Source organism: Bacteroides sp. 224, from assembly GCF_010500995.1.
GTDB lineage: Bacteria > Bacteroidota > Bacteroidia > Bacteroidales > Bacteroidaceae > Bacteroides.
On sequence record NZ_QVMK01000055.1, the window covers coordinates 1 to 16,328 of the forward strand.

General features: G+C 38.8%; 16 protein-coding genes. 7 read left to right on the forward strand and 9 right to left on the reverse strand.

Translation table 11 applies throughout. From position 1 onward, the window contains the following. The 7 genes from istA to D0T60_RS17620 all read right to left on the reverse strand — a co-directional run. Window positions 1-1,106 (reverse strand): IS21 family transposase (gene istA / locus D0T60_RS17590; RefSeq protein WP_239059600.1); only part of this gene is annotated, 1,106 nt, incomplete at its 3' end. Between the two features lie 594 nt (window positions 1,107-1,700). Continuing rightward, window positions 1,701-2,141, reverse strand: a complete 441-nt coding sequence (locus tag D0T60_RS17595) for a hypothetical protein (protein WP_163219633.1) — start codon at window positions 2,139-2,141, stop codon at window positions 1,701-1,703. A gap of 19 nt (window positions 2,142-2,160) precedes the next feature. Then, window positions 2,161-3,336: a hypothetical protein gene (locus tag D0T60_RS17600; protein ID WP_163219635.1), complete on the reverse strand. Its 1,176-nt coding sequence runs from the start codon at window positions 3,334-3,336 to the stop codon at window positions 2,161-2,163. A gap of 90 nt (window positions 3,337-3,426) precedes the next feature. Beyond that, window positions 3,427-3,648: a hypothetical protein gene (locus D0T60_RS17605; RefSeq protein ID WP_163219637.1), complete on the reverse strand. Its 222-nt coding sequence runs from the start codon at window positions 3,646-3,648 to the stop codon at window positions 3,427-3,429. Window positions 3,649-4,173: 525 nt separating this feature from the next. Then, window positions 4,174-4,647: a DNA-binding protein gene (locus D0T60_RS17610; protein ID WP_239059601.1), complete on the reverse strand. Its 474-nt coding sequence runs from the start codon at window positions 4,645-4,647 to the stop codon at window positions 4,174-4,176. A gap of 391 nt (window positions 4,648-5,038) precedes the next feature. Then, the gene (locus D0T60_RS17615; RefSeq protein WP_163219641.1) at window positions 5,039-5,722 is read right to left on the reverse strand and encodes a hypothetical protein; all 684 of its coding nucleotides are present in this window, start codon (window positions 5,720-5,722) and stop codon (window positions 5,039-5,041) included. A 175-nt stretch (window positions 5,723-5,897) separates the two neighbouring features. Continuing rightward, window positions 5,898-6,581: a hypothetical protein gene (locus tag D0T60_RS17620; protein ID WP_163219643.1), complete on the reverse strand. Its 684-nt coding sequence runs from the start codon at window positions 6,579-6,581 to the stop codon at window positions 5,898-5,900. Between the two features lie 330 nt (window positions 6,582-6,911). Here D0T60_RS17620 and D0T60_RS17625 point away from each other — a divergent pair, with 330 nt between their 5' ends. From D0T60_RS17625 to D0T60_RS17655, 7 genes are all read left to right on the forward strand, one after another. Next, on the forward strand, window positions 6,912-7,973 hold the full coding sequence (locus D0T60_RS17625; RefSeq protein WP_163219645.1) for an AAA family ATPase: 1,062 nt from the start codon (window positions 6,912-6,914) through the stop codon (window positions 7,971-7,973). A gap of 14 nt (window positions 7,974-7,987) precedes the next feature. After that, on the forward strand, window positions 7,988-8,617 hold the full coding sequence (locus tag D0T60_RS17630; protein WP_163219647.1) for a DUF4276 family protein: 630 nt from the start codon (window positions 7,988-7,990) through the stop codon (window positions 8,615-8,617). Between the two features lie 134 nt (window positions 8,618-8,751). After that, the gene (locus D0T60_RS17635; RefSeq protein WP_163219649.1) at window positions 8,752-9,270 is read left to right on the forward strand and encodes a DUF4348 domain-containing protein; all 519 of its coding nucleotides are present in this window, start codon (window positions 8,752-8,754) and stop codon (window positions 9,268-9,270) included. A gap of 13 nt (window positions 9,271-9,283) precedes the next feature. Next, on the forward strand, window positions 9,284-10,387 hold the full coding sequence (locus D0T60_RS17640; RefSeq protein ID WP_163219651.1) for a phosphotransferase enzyme family protein: 1,104 nt from the start codon (window positions 9,284-9,286) through the stop codon (window positions 10,385-10,387). A 65-nt stretch (window positions 10,388-10,452) separates the two neighbouring features. After that, window positions 10,453-11,094, forward strand: coding sequence for a carbohydrate-binding family 9-like protein (locus D0T60_RS17645; RefSeq protein WP_163219661.1), 642 nt, complete (start codon window positions 10,453-10,455; stop codon window positions 11,092-11,094). Between the two features lie 151 nt (window positions 11,095-11,245). Continuing rightward, window positions 11,246-13,186: an Ig-like domain-containing protein gene (locus D0T60_RS17650; RefSeq protein WP_163219653.1), complete on the forward strand. Its 1,941-nt coding sequence runs from the start codon at window positions 11,246-11,248 to the stop codon at window positions 13,184-13,186. Further along, window positions 13,146-14,018 carry a DUF3108 domain-containing protein gene (locus D0T60_RS17655; RefSeq protein ID WP_163219663.1) on the forward strand — a complete coding sequence of 291 codons (873 nt, stop codon included), beginning with the start codon at window positions 13,146-13,148 and terminating at the stop codon, window positions 14,016-14,018. Before D0T60_RS17650 ends, D0T60_RS17655 begins: the two co-directional genes overlap by 41 nt. Here the strand turns inward: D0T60_RS17655 and D0T60_RS17660 are convergent. Both D0T60_RS17660 and cysS read right to left on the reverse strand, forming a co-directional pair. Next, window positions 13,999-14,415 carry a PaaI family thioesterase gene (locus tag D0T60_RS17660; RefSeq protein ID WP_163219655.1) on the reverse strand — a complete coding sequence of 139 codons (417 nt, stop codon included), beginning with the start codon at window positions 14,413-14,415 and terminating at the stop codon, window positions 13,999-14,001. The two genes, D0T60_RS17655 and D0T60_RS17660, sit on opposite strands and share 20 nt — an antisense overlap. A 13-nt stretch (window positions 14,416-14,428) precedes the next feature. After that, window positions 14,429-15,904, reverse strand: coding sequence for a cysteine--tRNA ligase (gene cysS / locus D0T60_RS17665; protein ID WP_163219657.1), 1,476 nt, complete (start codon window positions 15,902-15,904; stop codon window positions 14,429-14,431). Between the last annotated feature and the right edge of the window lie 424 nt (window positions 15,905-16,328).

Genomic DNA, 16,328 nt, shown 5'->3' on the forward strand with positions numbered 1-16,328 from the left:
GCTGTCTTTGCGATGTGCTGGCATGGTACCGTATAGTAATGCTTATCTCTACCAAGGTATATACAGCAATTAGATGATACCTTTAAATCCGTATACGAGATAATTTCAAAATCCGTAGATGGTAGAGCTTTCAGATTTGGTTTGTCCACAGCAAGAAAGCGCTCTTCACGACTATAAGGATGCTTCTGCATGCGTTTCTGATTGTGGGCTTTCATCTTGATAGCGGCAGCCTTGTTCAAGTCATCTATGGAATAGAAGGTTTCATTGCGAAGTTCTGCAAATACCCTCATATAGACAAGCCTTACCAAGCCTTCCACATTGCTCTTGTCTTTGGGATGTATAGGACGTGCGGGCAGCACTACCGCTCCATAATGATTGGCCATGTCTTCCATAACGCGATTCAAAGAGGGTTCGTATTTGTCGGTCTTAATAACTGCTGACTTTAAATTATCGGGCACAAGTATCTTGGGCACACCACCGAGATGCTTGAGGCACTGTATCGTGGCATAAACAAAATCCTCTGTACGCTGTGAAGGTACAAAGAGTAAGAAACCGTAATCGCTGGCAGGCAGAGATGCTGTAAAGGCTTGACACTGTACAATTTCACCGGTCTCCAAATCCACATATCCCATGGTATCGCCTGTAAAATCAAGGAAGAGCTTCTCTCCACCTACACGCATATCGGCAAGGATGGTAGAGCAGGGTTGCTTCTTTGCCACCGTATTCTGATTGTAGTGGTAACGAAATTGAGTAAGACTGTAATGATCGTCGGGATGTTCTGCCTTGTATTCTTCCCACAGCAGTTTCAATGTGACATGCTTGCGATCCATCTCTTCCTGTAGATAGGATAATAATTCTTTGAACGTTGCAAAACGATTATCTGTATATGCAGGATTGCCTCCCTTCAGGCGATGTTCAAGTACGGGATCGTCGAGTTTCAGGAGCTCGTTGATGCTGAGCTCATCACTCACGACCTTGTTCACATAATGGTTTACGGTCTCCTTGTTGATACCGATTATTTGGGCTACCTTCCGATTGGAGAGGCCCTGCTTCTTTAGAAGGAGTAACTGTTTTATTTGGCTCATTTCTTTTGTTTTTCCTGCCATAATATTATTGTATGTTAGATTTGTTTCTACACATACAATATGGACATAAAGAACAGGAAAGTGAACGGCAATGCTCCGTTTTTTGGTAAGGCATTTGCAGTCAATGGAAAAAGTGAACGGATATACTCCGTTTTTCGGTCGCAAAGAGTTGGCAACCAAATAGTTCCTTTTTTCAAAGTGAACGGCAATGCTCCGTTTTATGGATGATTTCGAATGTTTTTAGTATCAATCAAAATCACTGAACGGGAATACTCCGTTTTTTGAGGCGATTTTGGCAAAAATGAACGGATATACTCCGTTTTTTAAGCCCTTTTTAAGCCTTTTTCAACCCAAAAAGTGGGTGCATTGAACCGATTGAAGTGGGTGGGAATGCTCCGTTTTCGCCAAATAACTTCTTTCATCTATTCGATGTATTCCATTGAATATAGAGGCATATTCTGATGTGTTATTTTTAATTTTTAGTTCTAATTTGGAATTAGATTTGCTTTTCATTTCGACTTCAAAGTCTGCTACTTGTGCTATACAATTCAAAGATATTAATCCTTGAATAAAAAGCACAAATAGCATTTTTATTTTCATATGACCTTTTTAAGATTATTTTCGGTACATTAAATCAAACTCTTTTATGAATCTTTTACCATATTCATCTCCAATGGAATAATCAACAACTAAAGTCAAATGAATTTTCTTAGCTATAGAGACATCAAAGAAGTTTGAATGTAACTGATAGGTATATGTCCAGGTTTCTTTTCCTTTAATTATTAATATTCGTCTATTCCCAACAGATAGAGGATGCGAATATAATATTTCATCTTGATCATCTTTATAATCAACTTTTAAATAGCTTCGGTTGTCAACCCTATGTCCATCATTGAGTATTCTCATATTTTCTAAAGTGTTATTTTTAATTTTTAACTCTAGTTTAGAAGCTGGAAGACTCTTCATCTCAACTTCAAAGTCTGCTACTTGTGCACTGCTATTCAAGGATAATAATCCTTGAATAAATAGGGCTATAAAAAATACTTTTAATTTCATAATCAACTACTTTTTGAATTTATCTATGATATTGATCTGCGTATGGTTTTAATTGAGTATATTCCCATAATCGGTATCTACGCTCTGCGTCATATTCAGGAGTTACATCCATAAATGTGTTAATTTCCCAAGTATATGCATTTATTTCATTTTGATAATATCTTGGATCTTTGATGAAGTTATATTTAGTCATATCATTATAGGTTTTTTCTCTTTCCTCATTTCTTAGTTCTTCAGGATAATATTGCATTTCTTTCTCCACCAAATATTCTCTTACATATTTTTCATGTTCAGGTGGCAATTTCAATTGGAGTTGAAAAGGTAATGGTTTTACTTCTCTAACCCAGCTATTATCATCATTCTCATTGTGATAGATTTCGTGCCCTAAAATAGCCACTTGATCTTTAAATTCTTTCTCTGCAAATAATTGGCATATCTCAATTTTTTCATCAATCACTCTTGCGTATGCACTACATTCTATTCCTTTCACTACTTTATATTTACCCGTATTCATCCCTTTTTTATCCAAATGATATTTGAGCTGAATTATAAGCATTTCAAATGCAGGATCTTGAGGGGAGTTGGTGTTCTGCCCATTGCCATTGTTTCCGCTACTACCAGTTCCTCCGGAACCACTACTTCCCCAATCTCCCCAATTGCCATTGCTTCCTCCACCATAATTATTGTCTCCAGAGCTATCACCATAATTCCATCCGGAAGAGTTGTTGCCATCTGCGGGACATCTATGATTGGGTTCTACTTGCTTATTACATTTGGTGCAATAAACACATTGCACTTCTTCAAGCTCTCCTCCATCCAGATTTGTTCGGGTTCCTATTACCCCAAATATAGAAATATCTTTGAACATCTCCAGAAAATTAAACTTAAAATCTTCTATTTCGGGTGTGTTTTTGCGTGAGAAGCCCCATTCAAATTTTCCATTAGCAACTTTATCTATGGCCATTAACTGAGAAGTGACTAAATCGCTGTATATTACACGGCCTGTAAAATCACCATAATAATCTTCTTTATTCTCTAAAAAAATATCTATTATTCTATTTTTATGAGTAGAATAATAATCTTTCGAAGGGATGAAAGTAAGATAAGCTGCACTATGGTTTCCTTCTATATTTTTACGAATACAAATTAACTGTGTGACCCGAACAAGGTGCCCCTGTTCAACTGAATCTTTCATGATTCGTTCTTGACCCAGATATTGATTCTGAGCATAAATAGGAACAAATACGTAGTTGAATTTTTTGTCTTGTTTAATAGAAGCTTCCTTTCAACGAGGGGTAACTTCCCCGGGAGACCAGCCTATATCCTGTACAATAGCGCCTTGTAACGCAGCCTCATAAATTGTTTCTTCAAAGAATTGGCGAGCTTCCGTAACCAATGGATTTTCTGTTGTTTTATTCCACTCTGATAAGAAAGAGTCTTCTTGACACGAAAGAAGCAAAACCATTGCAATAAGAAATCCAAAAGGCAGTTTTTGCAAATGCTTCATAATAATAAATTAAAAGTTAATAATGAGTTACTGTATTTGTATTAGACCGTAAAACTATTCGTCTATTTAGACTTAAACAAATATTTTATGTGTAAATATATCACTTGGCAGGGATATTTACTATTTTGGCACGGATGTTTACTATTGTGGCAGGGATTAGTTGTTTTTTCATTCTCTTTCTGTAAAAATCAGGTTACAGCACATCGAGCAAGGAAAGAACTGACTTGAAAATAAAGTCTTTCTTATTCAAATTATTGTTTAAAAGATAATTTGTCAACCAGTTTCAGAGATAAAATAAAAAGTAGTCAACCTGATATCGTTTTAATGTAGCACAGAATTCAAAAAAGTGGTTACCACTCCGGGGTAAAACGGTTACCACCAATACCCACAGTGGTTACCATCGGCACCTCCCATGGTAACCATTTTACCCCGAGTGGTAACCGCAAATTCTGCCATGATACAAAAAAACACGACCAGGAATTATTCCCAGCCGTGCTAATTATGCATCAGGCAATCAGAAAAATATTAAGCGGAAGGATCTATAAATTCATCACCACCCGAGCCATCGCCATTGCCCGGATTAGTATTATTACCCTCATTTGCCTTCTCTGAATCCTTATCAAAGCTTGCGCGGGTTATAGATACATCTTTCAGGAAGTTCTTTAGCATCTTTCCAGGTACAAAGTTTATCTTACGACGATAAACAGCATCCGCATTGGCATCTTCCTTTGTATCCTGTGCTTTGGTACGAAAACCGGGACGCAGGACGCCAAACTCGCCCAACTGCACACTATGCCCCATATCAAGATTATTCACTAGTACATCGAGTAAACCGTCGATGACCAAATTCACTGTACCCCGATGGATACCACACATTTGTGTTACCTGATTGCGAACTTTGTTAAATTCAAGCATTTCGCCTGTAACACTCTTAACAACATACTTCTCGGTTTTAGACTGATCGAAACCGAAGATTTGCTTTACAACTTTATATTGCATGCTCATAACTGATTTTTTTGTGAAACGTTGTTTATACGCTTCGGGTTAAACATTAAATAAACGACTGCCTGATAGCAATGCAAATGTAACCCGACATAAGTCTTCGATCACAAAAAACAAAGCACCGTTCAGTGACAATGAATCCATTGTCACGAAACATATATTTTAAATCTAAAAAACATTTATCCTAATCCTCAAATAATCAATAGAGTTAAGTACTGGTTGTAATTTATTTTATATTAAGTAGATTTGTTATATACCGCGTATACGCGTATTAAAATTAATGGGCATCTGTTTGTCTCTGCAGATCATCGACCTGCGGAGATGGAAATTAAGCCTTGGTTGTTTTATTGTGTAAACTAACATAAACACATACTTGTCTGTTTTTACGCTATTTAACCTCAATCAACTCCAATATACTTTTCCCTCTATATTCTTCAATAACTTTTTTAAGTTCTTCATCTCGCACTCTCTTTTTTTCACGTTCTTCTTCTGTCATCTGTACAGCAGGTTTACGAAGTCGATTACCCGAGGTTCGGGTAGCAGGTTTGGCTTGTTCAGGATTTAAGAGTTTGGAGATCACTATGCGCTTTCCTTTATTGTAAAATTGAAGCCCTTGTGATTCTTTGGGGATCGTTACTTTGACTACTCGTTTTATTTCATCAGAAAGAGAACGCCAATATACCATTTCCTCGTCAGTTATATTTGGGCGTGATGGGCTGAAAGCAAAAAATACTTCAGCAACATTGCCATTGGGAGTGAGAATGAAACACAAACTGAAGTTGTCAATACCTTCAGTATCATAATGAGATAATAAAGAAATTGGCATTTTGGAGAGAATGGTACGTTCTATAATTCCCGGATTTACCATGTGAGTATAATAACGATCTAATGGCTTTGGAGGTTTACTCCCATCTTCAAGCAGAATAGGAGCCATGCTGCGATAGTTACTCTGCTCTTCCAATATCCACATTCTGGAGAGTTCGCTATGAGCTCTAATTACCATGTTGTGGTTTTGCGCTAATGCAAGGTTTGAGAGTAGTGAGAGTATAAGAAAGAATGTTTTTGTTTTCATATAGTATAATGTAATGAGATGCTGGGGCAGAGTATTTTTTACTCTTGCACTGACATTTATAATAAATGGGCATCTTGTTTGTCTCCGCAGGTCATCGACCTGCGGAGATGGAAATTAAGCCTTGGTCGTTTTATTGTGTAAACTAATATAGATACATATTTATCTGTTTTTTACATTATTTGACCTCAATCAACTCCAATATATTTTTACCTTTATATTTTTCATGAACTTTTTTACGTTCTTCATCTCGCACTCTCTTTTTTTCACGTTCTTCTTCTGTCATCTGCACAGCAGGTTTACGAAGTCGATTACCTGAGGTTCGGGTAGCAGGTTTGGTTTGTTCAGGGTTTAGAAGCTTGGAAATCACAATACGTTTTCCTATTTCATAGAATTGTAGTCCTCGTGCATACTCTGGGATCGTAAATTTAGCAACCCGTTTTATTTCATCGGAAAGAGAACGCCAATAAATCATCTCCTCATCGGTTATATTCGGACATGGCGGACTGAAAATAAAAAATACTTCGAGAACACTTCCGTTAGGGGTAACGATGCAATCTAATGTGAAACAGTCAATACCTTCAGCATCGTAATGAGCTAATAAAGAGGTTGGTATTTTAGAAAGAACAGCACGATCTACAACGTCGGTGTTTGCTATATAGCCGGAATAACTGTCTAATGGTCTTGGAGGCTTACTTCCATCTTCGAGCAAAAGAGGAGCCATACTACGATAATTGCTTTGTTCTTCCAATACCCATAAACTAGAGAATCTGCTATGAACTCTAATTACCATGTTGTGGTTTTGAGCTAATGCAAGGTTTGAGAGTAGTGAGAGTATAAGAAGAAATGTTTTTGTTTTCATTGTATAGTAAGATAAAGATTAAGTATTAGTTGGTTTTACAATGTAAGCATAAAAAAGATAAAAACAAAGCGTTTGTTGAAATTTTAGTGAAACTGAATCGGAATATTTCTGTACAGGTTAACGCTCACACAACCATACTTGGCTTTATTCCTTCTATGATAGGGGTGTATAAAGAGGCTTTCTGGTTTTCGCTTGCAGTAGGTGTGATGAGAGGACTGATCTTTTTGTTTTTTTTGCCATCTTTTTCTTTTTGCCGGTGTTTATGGAGATGGGAAGAGATGATAAAAAAGAAATTATGCCTATATTTACAGCAGAAAAACAAATAGGAATATGGAATATATTGATATCAAAGGGTATAAATCAATAAAAGATCTCCATTTTGAAATAAAGCCTATTAATGTCCTGATTGGGGCAAATGGAGCAGGGAAGAGTAATTTTATATCTTTTTTTAATTTTCTCAAAACTGCTTACGATGGGGAACTTAAATCGTATGTAGTAGGTAGAGGTATTGATACAATTCTGCATAATGGACGTAAGAAAACACAAAATATATTTTCGGAAATATCATTTGAAAGAGGTAAGAATAAATATGAGTTTAATTTGAAAGTTGAAAATAAAACACTTGTTGTTCAATCAGAAAAAATATGGTCGCATAATAACCAAAATGCTTGGGAAATAGCAGATGCCTCTACAGAATTAAAAGCAAGACTACACACACGGCAAAGAGCTCTTAATGTTAAAGCTTATATGAGCGACTTAAAGGTGTATCACTTTCATGATACGGGTGTAAACTCACCTTTCAATAACGATTGCAATCTTATTGATAACATGGTATTGCAAAGTAAGGGAGGAAATTTAGCTGCGGTATTGTATAGACTTAAGAATGAAGAGATAATTATCTATAATCGAATTGTAAAAGTAATCCAATCTGTTGCTCCTAATTTTAAAGATTTTGAATTTGTAACCAAAGAGCATATTGATTATATAAACCTAACTTGGCGAGATAGATACAGTGAAAGCTTATATGGTGCAACCGACCTTTCTGATGGCACTATTCGCTTTATAGCCTTGGCAACCTTATTCTTGCAGCCCAATCCTCCGGCTGTGATTATCATAGACGAACCTGAATTGGGATTGCATCCTTTTGCTATCAATAAGTTAGCAGGGTTGGTTAAATCTATATCCAAACGCGGAACGCAGGTTATTCTTTCCACGCAATCGGTAGAGTTAGTTAATAACTTTGCCCCGAATGATATTGTTACGGTAGATAACGTAAATGGTGCATCTATCTTCAAGCGGTTAGACGAACAGCAACTATCACAGTGGCTGGAAGATTATGCAATAGGAGATATGTGGAGGCAGAACTTACTAAATAGTGGTTTCCCTAATTAAGTAAGAATAAGGCTATGAAAAGATTAATAATTGTTTGCGAAGGAGAAACTGAACAAGAGTTCTGTAAAGATGTGCTGCAAGATTATTTTTTAGAGAAAGATATTCAAATTGCTTACCCCACCATTAAGAAAACTTATGGAGGCATTACAAGGTGGGATACATTGAAGAAGCAGATAGAGAATCATTTGAAACAAGAAAAGGATACGTATGTAACTACTCTTATAGATTTTTATGCGCTGCCATCTGACTACCCGAACTACAGCAAAGATAATATAAACTCAATAGAACAAGGGATGAAGGAGGATATTGCTCCTTCATTAAATCATCGTTTTATACCTTATATTCAGCGGCATGAGTTTGAGTGTTTCATCTTTTGTTCAATGGATGTTTTAAAAAGGAATTTCAAACCAGAGGAAGCTAACTTTATAGAGCTTGAAAAGGTGGCATATACTTTTGCCGCTAACATGGAAGATATTAACAATAGCCCGGAAACAGCCCCTTCGAAAAGATTATTGAAAAGTATTAATGGGTATAACAAGGTGGTTTATGGAGCATGTCTTGCCTATGAGATAGGGCTAAATAAAATAAGAGAAAAATGCCCGCGATTTGATCATTGGATAGATCGGTTGGAGCATATAAAGTGATATAAAAGCAGGCATTGCACTGCCATAGTGTAAAAATGAGTTTTTTACACTACCTCCAAATAATCAACCTACATAAAATCTTTATATTATATTTGCGTATAAACAACCAAGGTCTAATTTTATTCATAACTTATATGCTAATACGTCTATTGCGCTGTCTTTTTCTACTCACATTATTCTTGAGTACCGGCACAAACCTACATGCACAACAAGCCCCGGAAGATTTTAAAACTTTTCTTTCTAAGTTTACTTCAAGTGCATCATTTCAGTTTTCGCGCGTTCAATTTCCTTTGGAAAGCTCCATAATACTTTTAAATGAGAAAGAAGAGGAAAAAATATTCCCATTTACTAAGGAGATGTGGCCTCTTTTAAACCAAGAGTCATTTAAGGTGGAGAGAGTCTATATAGAAGAGGAGGGAGCCACCTACTTCTCGAAGTTTGTATTCGATGAACCTGCCCGGAAAGAATTTGAAGCCGGCTACGAAGACTCCGAGCTTGATCTTCGTGTGGTATTTGAACTGAAAGAAGGCAAATGGTTTGTAACCGACTGCTACAATAGTTGGTACAATATTGATCTTCCTGCAGAGGAATTGAGAGAAACCATGAATCAAGTAAAAGATGAGAATAAACAATTTATAGAAAAATACCCCTAAATTACCTTTTATCATGAATAACTTAACAGATGTTGTATCTCGATTTGCCATTGAAGGCAATGTTTCAGAAGTAAAACCTTTGGGAAGCGGTCTTATTAACGACTCCTTTAGGGTGATTAATGCAGATACAAATGCCCCCGATTATGTATTACAACGCATTAACCATGCTATTTTCCAAGATGTAGATATGTTGATGAATAACATCGTTGCAGTAACATCACATATCCGTAAGAAGTTAGAGAAGAAAGGAGAAAAAGACATAGACCGCAAAGTCTTGACTTTTATACCTGCTAAAGAAGGTGGGAAATATTATTGGTTCGATGGCGAGAACTATTGGCGCCTGATGGTGTTTATTAAAGGCACCATAACTTGCGAAACCGTAAACCCCGAGTATTCTTATTATGCCGGAGTGGCCTTTGGGAGTTTTCAATCTATGCTTGCAGACATTCCCGATGAATTGGGAGAATCCATACCTAACTTCCACAACATGGAGTTTCGTTTGAGTCAACTGAGAGAGGCGGTGGCGAATAATGTTGCAGGCAGACTGGATGAAGCTCAATATTATGTAGATGAACTCGAAAAACGTGCCGATGAAATGTGCAAAGCCGAACAATTGTATCGGGAAGGAAAACTGCCGAAGCGAGTATGCCACTGCGATACCAAAGTAAATAATATGTTGTTCGATGAAAGCGGCAATGTGTTGTGTGTAATAGATTTAGATACAGTAATGCCAAACTTCGTTTTTTCCGACATTGGCGACTTTCTTCGTACTGCTGCAAATACAGGAGCCGAAGACGACGAGAATCTCGACAGAGTTTCTTTTAATATGGAGATATTTAAAGCTTTTGCCAAAGGATATTTGGAGTCGGGCAAATCATTCCTCACGCCTATAGAAATTGAGAACCTGCCTTATGCAGCTACCCTGTTTCCTTATATGCAAACAGTAAGGTTCCTGGCAGATTATCTGAATGGTGATACTTATTATAAAATTAACTATCCGACACATAACCTGGTGCGTACGGCTGCTCAATTTAAGCTGCTTCGTAGTACAGAGAGCTATTTGCAGGAAATGAAGGAATTTATAGAACACGGAGACACAGAGATACCGAGTTTTTAGTTTAATACTCTGTGCCTCAGTGTCTCTGTGTTTTATATTATAGATAAATAATGAAAATGAAAGAACTGAAAGTAACAAAAATCAGTGTCTCCGATATAGAACCGGAGGCGCTTCCCGCATTATTAGATAAAGAAAATATTGCCTTCCAACCCATTGATGTTGTAAACTGGGAGGAATACCCTTATCGCCCGGAAGTCACTTTTCGTATTGCCTATACAGATCATGCAATATTGTTGCACTATAAAGTAAAGGAGGCAACAGTGCGTGCACGCTATGCAACAGATAACGAGGCTGTATGGACAGACTCCTGTGTAGAGTTTTTTATTAATGCAGGTCAGGATGCCATCTATTATAACCTCGAATGTAACTGTATTGGTACTGTATTGCTGGGTGTAGGCAGTGGCAGAGGAGAACGTGAACGCGCAAATCCTCATACTATGAAAGAAATTAAGCGATGGGCAAGTTTAGGAAATCAACCCTTTGAAGAACGAAAAGAAGAAACTGCCTGGGAAGTAGCTCTAATTATTCCCTACCGTTCATTCTTCAAACACCAGATTCCCTCTTTGGAAGGAAAAACCATCCGTGCAAACTTCTATAAGTGCGGCGATGAGTTGGAAACACCCCATTTCCTTTCCTGGAATCCGATGGATACGCCTGCGCCCGACTTCCACCGGCCGAGCTTTTTCGGAACACTCTTATTTAGTTGAGAGCGTATTTTTAGTTGAGAGTTGAAAGTTGAGAGTTGAGAGTTACCATGCGGCATCGTAACTCTCAACTCTCAACTAAATTAAAGCTCTCAACTAATTTAATTAGTGTAAAAATGAGTGTTATTTAGCGGATAACACTTATTTTTGTGCCATGTTAATTAGGAAGAACAATAAAGTAAAGCGATTGATTCGCAATGGATTAGCACTTGCTGTCTCGTTGGGAGTTGTTTATTCTTGTGCCAGTATAGGCCGCCCTACCGGTGGTCCGGAAGATTTTACTCCCCCCAAGTTTGTTAGGAGTACCCCATCACTTGGTGCAACAAAGAATAAAAAAACAAAGATTGTATTGGAGTTTGACGAGATCATTAAGCTCGAAAAAGCCAGCGAAAAATTGGTTATCTCTCCTCCGCAGTTAAAGCAGCCGGAGATTAAAACGAATGGGCGACGGCTTTCGGTTAATCTGCTGGATACACTTATTGACGACATAACTTATACGCTCGACTTTGCAGATGCAATTGTCGATAATAATGAAGGGAATCCGATGGGAGAGTTCTCTTTTTCGTTTTCTACGGGCGAAGTTATAGATACCATGGAGGTGTCTGGGGTAGTGCTTGATGCCTCTAACCTCGAACCCATTAAAGGAATACTGGTTGGTTTGCACTCTAATCTGGAAGACTCGGCGTTTACTAAGTTGCCCTTCGAACGCGTATCGCGCACAGATAGCCGGGGGCGTTTTGTTATTCGTGGTATTACACCGGATACTTATCGTATGTTTGCGTTGATGGATGCGGATCAAAACTACAGTTTCTCGCAAAAAAGTGAGATGATAGCTTACTACGATTCTTTGGTTATTCCCCATTTCGAAAGAAGAATGAGACAGGATACCACCTGGATTGATTCGTTGACTATTGATACAATAATAGAGCGCGAGTACACCCACTATTTGCCGGATGCTATGATGTTGCGTGCTTTTAAAGAAGAGCCCACATTACAATATCTGGTGAAAAACGAACGTCTCGACCCGCGTAAATTCTCTTTCTATTTCTCCAATAAAGCAGATACTCTTCCTACATTGAAAGGATTGAATTTCGATGAAAAGGATGCTTTTGTTATAGAGAAGAACCTGAGAAACGATACCATTCATTATTGGATTAAAGATTCTTTGATTTATAAGAATGACACGTTGATTATGAGTTTGGACTATTTATATACTGATACACTTAATCAGCTTGTTCCCCGTACCGATACGCTTAAACTGGCCATGAGGAAATTGCGAGGTAAAGAGGCTGCCGCCAATAGAGAGAAAGAAAAGGAAAAAGAAAAGAAGAGAAAGAAAAAAGACGATGATGAGGAAGATGCACCTCCACCAACCGAATTCTTGAAGCTAAACACAAAGATACCATCTCCAATGGATGTGTTTGGAGAAATCACTTTAGAGTTTGACGAACCTCTGGATAACTTTGATACAGAAGCCATTCATCTGAAGCAAAAAGTAGATACACTATGGTATGATGTGAAGTTTGAAATAGAAAAAGATCCGCTCGACATTAAAAAAATGTATGTGTATACCGAATGGGAACCCGAAAAAGAATATGAATTCAGTCTCGACTCCATGGCTTTTATTGGTTTGTATGGGCTTCATACAGATAAAGTGAAGCAGACCCTTAAAGTGCGCACTATGGATGATTATGGACAATTGGGTTATAGCATTCAAGGAGCCGGACCGAATGCATTTGTAGAGTTGCTCGATGTTCAGGATAATGTAGTAAGAAGGGTACCTGTTGAGAATGGATTGGCGAGCTTCTATTTCTTGCTGCCCGGAAAATATGCTGCACGCTTAATAAACGATAGAAACGGCAACGGTGTATGGGATACGGGTGATTTTGAGAAAGATATTCAACCGGAAGAAGTCTATTATTATCCCGAGATATTTGAATTGAGGGTTTTGATGGATATTGTGCTGAAATGGGATGTAACAGCTCGTTCTTTAGATAAACAAAAACCGGACGAAATGAAGAAACAAAAGCCCGACGAACGAAAGAAAAGGCCAAATAGTAACCAGAATCAAAGAAATTCTAATAGAAGCAGGTAAAGTTGTTATGAATAATCTAAAACAAAAACTAAAACTAATCTGTCTTCTCTGTCTGTTGGGAGGCTTTGCTTCGTCTGCTTATGCACAATGCGAAGCTAAAAATGAGGCCTTTCTACCGGGAGAAGAGGTGTCTTACGACTTATTCTTTAACTGGAGATTTGTCTGGACAAAGGCCGGGTTGGCCACTCTTTCATTCGATGAAACCATATACAAAGGAAAACCGGCTTATAAAATTGATCTGATAGCCGCCGGTAATAAAACGGCTGATTTCTTTTTTAAATTGCGTGACACACTGACTTCGGTTGTTTCTCATAAGCTGGAACCCATCTATTTCCGTAAAGGAGCCATAGAAGGCAAACGGTATTGGGTGGATGAGGCTTTCTTTACCCATAAAGACGGCGTATCTTATGTTACGCAGAAAAGATTAGATCATCGGGGAAATACTCACTATTTTGAGCATAATGATAGCCGTTGCATACACGATATGTTAAGCATCCTTGCCCGTGCCCGCTCTTTCGATCCGACGACATTCAAAGTTGGTCATCGAATTTCTTTTCCTATGACAACTGGAAAGAGGGTAGAAGAGCAATATCTGGTTTATCGTGGGAAAGAAGAGTTTAGAGCAGAAGATAAGAACATTTATAAGTGCCTGCTCTTCTCTTTCGTGGAGAGGAAAGACGGTAAAGATGTTGAGGTAATTACTTTCTATATTACCGATGATAAGAATCACCTTCCCGTTCGGCTGGACCTTTTCCTGAACTTTGGCTCTGCTAAAGCTTTTCTGAAAGAGGTGAAAGGAAACCGTTATCCGCTTACTTCGATAAAGAAATAGTAAAGGGTAGTGGAGTGTCTTTCCTGAATACCGTAGCCTCAAAAGTCGCGATCAAATCGCCCTTTTGGTTAGTAACATCCACCTGGTAGTGACCTGTGCTTCTGCCGGTGTAACGCTCTTTGGCTTCTGCATAGAGTGTATCGCCCGGACCGCTTCCCCGTAAAAAAGTGATATTGGAGGTGGTAGACAGCGCTAATTTTCCATGAGAATTGGCTGCGGCTGCCAGTGCCAGATCTGCCAGAGTGAAGATAGCACCTCCCTGTGTAGTATTTCCTGCATTGAGATGCTGCTCGCCTACTATGAGGCGAGCTTTTGCATATCCTTTATTGATTTCAATGAGTTCGATACCGTTCTCAAAGGCAAATCGGTCTTTTTTGAAGAATTCTTGTGGAGTCATGATTTAGTAACAGCTACTTATTCAACTTCCATTCAAAACCGTCTTTCGTATCCTTAACTTCGAATCCTAAGGCGGTGAGTTCATTCCGAATCTTATCGGCAGTGGCCCAATCTTTATCGGCTTTGGCTTTAATGCGTTGCTCTAACAGCATATCTACTACTTTGCCATATACAGCTTCGCGACCGTCGGATGAACCTATTTCTTCTTTTATGCCTAAAAGGTCGAACATAAAGAGGTGGAAGAGTTCTTTAAGTACTTTCAGATCGTCTGCGGAGATTTGGCTGTTTCCTGCCAGAATGTTATTGATTATTTTGGCTCCTTCGAACAGGTAGGAGATAACAATAGGAGTGTTTAAATCATCATTCATGGCCTCGTAACACTTCTCGCGCAGGGTGTTGATGTCTACATCGGAGGTAGCCGATGGAGTAATCTTATCTAAGTTGCCGGCAGCTTCCAATAATCTTTGCAGACCTTTTTCGGATGCTTGCAGAGCTTCGTTGCTGAAGTCGACAGTACTGCGGTAATGCGCTTGCAGAATAAAGAAACGAATCGTCATCGGCGTATAAACTTGTGTAAGCATAGAGTGACTGCCGGTGAAGAATTCATCCAGCGTAATAAAGTTGCCCAATGATTTTCCCATCTTGGTGCCATTTACCGTAATCATGTTGTTATGCATCCAGTAATGCACCATATCATCGCCTTGCGAGGCTACGGATTGGGCTATCTCACATTCGTGGTGAGGGAAGATAAGGTCCATTCCACCGCCGTGAATGTCGAAATGTTCGCCTAAATATTTGCGTCCCATGGCTGTACATTCGCAATGCCAGCCGGGGAAACCGTCGCCCCAGGGCGAAGGCCAACGCATGATGTGCTCAGGCTGCGCTTTCTTCCACAGCGCGAAGTCGGCAGAGTTGCGCTTTTCTGTTTGGCCATCCAGTTCGCGGGTGGTGCTGAGCAGGTCGTCTATATTGCGTCCCGAAAGTTTTCCGTAACGGTATTCTTTGTTGTATTTAGGCACATCGAAGTAAACGGAACCTTCGCTTTCGTAGGCGTATCCATGTTCCAGTATCTTCTTTACCAGATCGATTTGTTCGATGATATGGCCCGAAGCGTGTGGCTCAATGCTTGGTGGCAGTACGTTCAATGCTTCCATAGCATGGCGGTAGCGGTTGAGGTAGTACTGAACCACTTCCATCGGTTCGAGTTGTTCCAGCCGGGCTTTCTTGGCTATTTTGTCTTCGCCTTCGTCGGCATCGTGTTCCAGGTGACCAACATCGGTGATGTTGCGTACATAACGTACTTTATATCCCAGATGAGTAAGATAGCGGAAGAGGATATCGAAAGTAATAGCCGGGCGTGCATGTCCTAAATGCGCGTCACCATATACAGTAGGCCCACACACATACATTCCAACATGTGGAGCGTGCAAGGGCACAAATAATTCTTTTTTTCTGCTTAACGTGTTGTAAATCGTCAGTTGATGTTCCATAATGTTTTGCGGCTAAAACGCCGGGATTAAGTTTCGTAATGTTGCAAAATTACATAAATTATCTGTAATCGGCTTTTTTCCTTACCGGAAAGTTCGTTCTGTCATTGAAGAGTGGTGTAATCAGGGGGTGTGTAGCCAGAATTATTCATACTCAGCTTCATGAAGAAGTTTAGGGCAAGCTGAAGCTAACTCTTACCGGCTTGAGCATTTATTCTTAAGCCTTTGAGTATTTATTCTCAAGCCCTTAAGTATTTGTTCTTAAGCCGTTGAGAAAATATTCTCAAGCTGCTGAGAAAAATGACAATCGAGTATGAATAATCCAAGGTATGTATGTTAACGTTTTTAGTTGACTACTTTCAGTCTTATTAATAGAATTGGTTGCCTCGGTTTATACTTAGTTATAAACTAGGTTGACCTTTTTCAT

Bases quoted from the DNA above. Each gene is read 5' to 3' on its own strand.
- D0T60_RS17595 (WP_163219633.1), bottom strand. From the start codon at position 2,141: ATGAAATTAAAAGTATTTTTTATAGCCCTATTTATTCAAGGATTATTA.
- D0T60_RS17600 (WP_163219635.1), bottom strand. From the start codon at position 3,336: ATGAAAGATTCAGTTGAACAGGGGCACCTTGTTCGGGTCACACAGTTA.
- D0T60_RS17605 (WP_163219637.1), bottom strand. From the start codon at position 3,648: ATGAAGCATTTGCAAAAACTGCCTTTTGGATTTCTTATTGCAATGGTT.
- D0T60_RS17610 (WP_239059601.1), bottom strand. From the start codon at position 4,647: ATGCAATATAAAGTTGTAAAGCAAATCTTCGGTTTCGATCAGTCTAAA.
- D0T60_RS17615 (WP_163219641.1), bottom strand. From the start codon at position 5,722: ATGAAAACAAAAACATTCTTTCTTATACTCTCACTACTCTCAAACCTT.
- D0T60_RS17620 (WP_163219643.1), bottom strand. From the start codon at position 6,581: ATGAAAACAAAAACATTTCTTCTTATACTCTCACTACTCTCAAACCTT.
- D0T60_RS17625 (WP_163219645.1), top strand. From the start codon at position 6,912: ATGGAATATATTGATATCAAAGGGTATAAATCAATAAAAGATCTCCAT.
- D0T60_RS17630 (WP_163219647.1), top strand. From the start codon at position 7,988: ATGAAAAGATTAATAATTGTTTGCGAAGGAGAAACTGAACAAGAGTTC.
- D0T60_RS17635 (WP_163219649.1), top strand. From the start codon at position 8,752: ATGCTAATACGTCTATTGCGCTGTCTTTTTCTACTCACATTATTCTTG.
- D0T60_RS17640 (WP_163219651.1), top strand. From the start codon at position 9,284: ATGAATAACTTAACAGATGTTGTATCTCGATTTGCCATTGAAGGCAAT.
- D0T60_RS17650 (WP_163219653.1), top strand. From the start codon at position 11,246: ATGTTAATTAGGAAGAACAATAAAGTAAAGCGATTGATTCGCAATGGA.
- D0T60_RS17660 (WP_163219655.1), bottom strand. From the start codon at position 14,415: ATGACTCCACAAGAATTCTTCAAAAAAGACCGATTTGCCTTTGAGAAC.
- cysS (WP_163219657.1), bottom strand. From the start codon at position 15,904: ATGGAACATCAACTGACGATTTACAACACGTTAAGCAGAAAAAAAGAA.